General features: G+C 44.2%; 4 protein-coding genes and 1 pseudogene. All 5 read left to right on the plus strand.

Annotated features, from left to right (window positions below; translation table 11 throughout):
- Window positions 1–32: 32 nt before the first annotated feature.
- The gene (locus IM500_RS14645; RefSeq protein ID WP_409829434.1) at window positions 33–218 is read left to right on the plus strand and encodes a hypothetical protein; all 186 of its coding nucleotides are present in this window, start codon (window positions 33–35) and stop codon (window positions 216–218) included.
- The gene (locus IM500_RS14650) at window positions 176–1,129 is read left to right on the plus strand and encodes a J domain-containing protein (RefSeq protein ID WP_190719258.1); all 954 of its coding nucleotides are present in this window, start codon (window positions 176–178) and stop codon (window positions 1,127–1,129) included. Before IM500_RS14645 ends, IM500_RS14650 begins: the two co-directional genes overlap by 43 nt.
- Window positions 1,130–1,584: 455 nt before the next feature.
- Window positions 1,585–2,061 (plus strand): YbjN domain-containing protein, encoded by a 477-nt coding sequence (locus IM500_RS14655; RefSeq protein WP_190719255.1) that lies wholly within the window; start codon window positions 1,585–1,587, stop codon window positions 2,059–2,061.
- On the plus strand, window positions 2,024–2,785 hold the full coding sequence (locus IM500_RS14660; protein WP_190719251.1) for a lipoate--protein ligase family protein: 762 nt from the start codon (window positions 2,024–2,026) through the stop codon (window positions 2,783–2,785). Before IM500_RS14655 ends, IM500_RS14660 begins: the two co-directional genes overlap by 38 nt.
- Before the next feature lie 325 nt (window positions 2,786–3,110).
- Window positions 3,111–3,248: pseudogene (locus tag IM500_RS14665) on the plus strand (photosystem II D2 protein (photosystem q(a) protein)); the annotation flags it as partial.

The raw sequence follows: 3,248 nt of genomic DNA on the forward strand, positions 1-3,248 counted from the left end.
TAACCCTTATATAGAAAGGCATTTAGCGATTTTTGTCAATTGTTTTTGATCTAGAGCGAACTAATCAATTAAGTCTCTTACCAGATAAGGATTTAGTCGATTTATGCCCCCCTATCGAACCATACCAAGTAACGAAGAACCCGATTATCATTGTGATTAGAGTAGGACCCGCTGTATGCCTTTTCCGATTTCCCAGGGATTATTTCAATTTGATTTAATCGATCACTTCGCTGTTTTAGGAGTGTCGATCGATGCCGAACATGAGGAGATTCGCGAGCGTTACTTAAAAATTGCCTATAAACTTCACCCCGATACCTGTCGCCTTTACACCCCCGCCGAAAGGGAACAGGCTAATCAGTTACTCGCCAAATTAGTTAACCCAGCCTACGAACATCTAGGCCGTGACCTATCTCGGGAAGAATTCCGGCTTATTTTAGCACAAATGGGCAAGGCAATGGCGAGAGATGCGGGTAAAATCACCATCAGTAGCGAACCGGCTAGAAAACTAGCCCAATCTAGCGCTAACTATGAATTAGCCTATCAAAAAATCCTGCAATCCTTGGCGATCAATCAATATACCGCCCTAGAAAATACCTATCAGAAAATCGCCCAACTCAGTGAACTCAATCTGGTTTATCTGATGTTAACCGAAGGTCAGGGCAACAAGAAAACCACCCGGAAAGTCTTTATCTCCCAAGGCAATCCTAACCAGTCCGAGTTAGTCGGGGCTACTTTCATCACGGCAGCCGAGGCTAAAGCCAAAGAATCGCCCCTAGAAGCCTATATTCGCCGCGCCCAAGCCTCTCTTGACCAAAATAACCCCGCCCAAGCTTTGCGAGAATTGCGCGATGCCCTGCGGCAAGAACCAGATAATGGCATCTGTCACGCCCTGCTCGGTTTAGCCTACCTGCAACAAAATCAACTCTCCATGGCCCGGGTTCATATCAATCGCGCCTGGCAAGTCAGCCCCAAAGATGCGACGGTGATTAGGTGCAAACGGGAACTAGATAAAGTAGTTAATCCTAATGTTGAAATGGAAGACCAGAAGGGACAAAAAAAGGAAGGGGATCGCAAGGGCGGTTTTTGGTCTCTATTTGGTGATAAAAAGAATAACCAGATCAAACCATAACGGTATAAGTATGATACCAAATTCTCATTTTAACCCGCGTGTTACCCAATGCGGGTTACAGGAGAAAAGAAACGATCAGCCCGAGACTCAAGCTCAAAATAGACAGACAAAACAGATCTACCCTGATCAGTAATAGTTAGGGTTTGCGGCAAAAAGTTTTTCGTGGGGGCAGGGTGTGGGGTGTGGGATCTAGGGTTTTACCCATTTTCAGGGGGTCAATTACCTAATTTTCGGGGAAAAAGTGCCTAAATTTCCCCCCTGATCACTCCAAGGGCTGGCACTTTTTGATTTCAAAAAAGCCTAAAGATATTATCCAACGAGGTTTTTAGATTTATTCAGCAGACCCTATATAGAGAATGGTCAAGCCCCTGTCTTTTCGCTGTTTACTGTTTGCTGTTTACTTTTTTCTTTTCTCTTGGGATAAGATTGTGATCGATCGAGTTTAGGGAATTTTTATGACCACGGAAAGTTTAGCGACTTCAGAAGCAATAGAGTCAATGACCGATGAATTTCTGGCTAGTACGAGCAGTCACCAAGAAATGATTGAAATGGTTATTTCTACTCTGCAGCAGAATGATACTGCTATGGTACAACATACAGACAAAGGTTATCTTTGGAAGTTTCAGTATGGTAGCGTTGAGGTATTTGTACAGTTAACTGGGGAAAGCGATGATGATTTTCTAACGGTGTGGTCTTCTGTCCTCAAATTACCCGTTAAGGATGAATTGGGATTAACCCGCAAGTTATTAGCGATGAATTGTGCCGAAACCTTTGAATCTCATTTTGCCATTATGAATGATCAGGTGGTGGTGATTTCTCAGCGCACTGTGGCCGATTTGTCTGCTGGGGAGATTTCGCGGGCAATTACTCTCGTGGCGACGGTGGCAGATAATAATGATGAAATGTTACGAGAATCCTTTGGTGGCAGCTAAAATTTGGCGTTATATCCCTCCAATTATCTCATCGGCAGAGCTACAAATGGCGATCGATTCTTGGTTACTAGAGCAACACCGTTGTGGTCATCATCCCCCGACTCTGCGTTTTTATCAATGGTCGCCCCCGGCTATTTCCTTGGGCTATCATCAACGGCAATATCCCGATTTTTGGCGTAATTTGACTTGGCAAGGTCAAAAAATCTCCCTAGTTCGTCGTCCTACCGGTGGACGGGCCGTACTACATCAGGGGGATTTGACTTATATGGTGGTAAATTCGGGGATGAAGGGGAATGTTAGGGAAGTTTACCAGCAAATCTGTCAATTTTTAATCACAGGCTGGCAAAATCTCGGTCTGGAATTGTCCTACGGTGCTGCCGGCCGGGGATATATCCATTCTGCTAACTGTTTCGGTACGGCTACCGGTGCGGATTTAGTCGATAATTGGGGAAATAAATTTATTGGGAGCGCCCAACTGCAACGGGGTTCCTCGGTTCTCCAACATGGTTCGATAGTGCTAGAGCAAGATAATTCGCTGTTTGAACAAGTTTTCGCCAGTGCTGCCCCTAAAAAGCTGAATTTAGCCCCAGATTTGACCCTAGAGACCCTTATCGCTACCCTGAAAACCGCCGCCGAGGATTGCTTTGATTGTCAATTGCTAGAACAACCCCTCGAGGATTGCGAGTGGCAATCAATTAAAAAAATGAATATAAATACTCATTGACAAAAAAGTTTTTGTGTGCATAAAAAATCAATTATGAGTCAAGTTGTATAGATTTGTAATTTTTTGCTAATAATGAGTAAAGGTAGATAGAGGCCGCAAGGAACCAAAGTCTTACCGAACTCGAAATTATTGTCTAGCTTGTGCTAGTTTAAGAAACGTTAATCTTTTACAGTTTGTGAGGATTAACGAGCGATCGCAGCTAGTTTAGTTAAGCTAATCCAGTCAATCGATCGCGCCATCTTATAAGACAATGGGAGTAATCCCAGACTCAAAAAAGTTAAGAAATCTTGCCCGTGATTTCAGTTAAGCAAGAGGAAAAATACCCATGACCATTGCTGTCGGACGCGCCCCAGAAAGAGGGCTGTTTGATGCTCTCGATGACTGGCTCAAAAGAGACCGTTTCGTCTTCATCGGTTGGTCTGGTTTACTACTCTTCCCCTGCGCCTTCATGGCCCTAGGTGGA

Origin of the sequence: Microcystis sp. M179S2, from assembly GCF_020245805.1 — a bacterium.
Taxonomy (GTDB): Bacteria; Cyanobacteriota; Cyanobacteriia; order Cyanobacteriales; family Microcystaceae; genus Microcystis; species Microcystis aeruginosa.

Excerpts from the sequence above, each read along its gene's own strand:
- IM500_RS14650 (WP_190719258.1), top strand. The coding sequence starts at position 176 with ATGCCTTTTCCGATTTCCCAGGGATTATTTCAATTTGATTTAATCGAT.
- IM500_RS14660 (WP_190719251.1), top strand. The coding sequence starts at position 2,024 with ATGATGAAATGTTACGAGAATCCTTTGGTGGCAGCTAAAATTTGGCGT.
- IM500_RS14655 (WP_190719255.1), top strand. The coding sequence starts at position 1,585 with ATGACCACGGAAAGTTTAGCGACTTCAGAAGCAATAGAGTCAATGACC.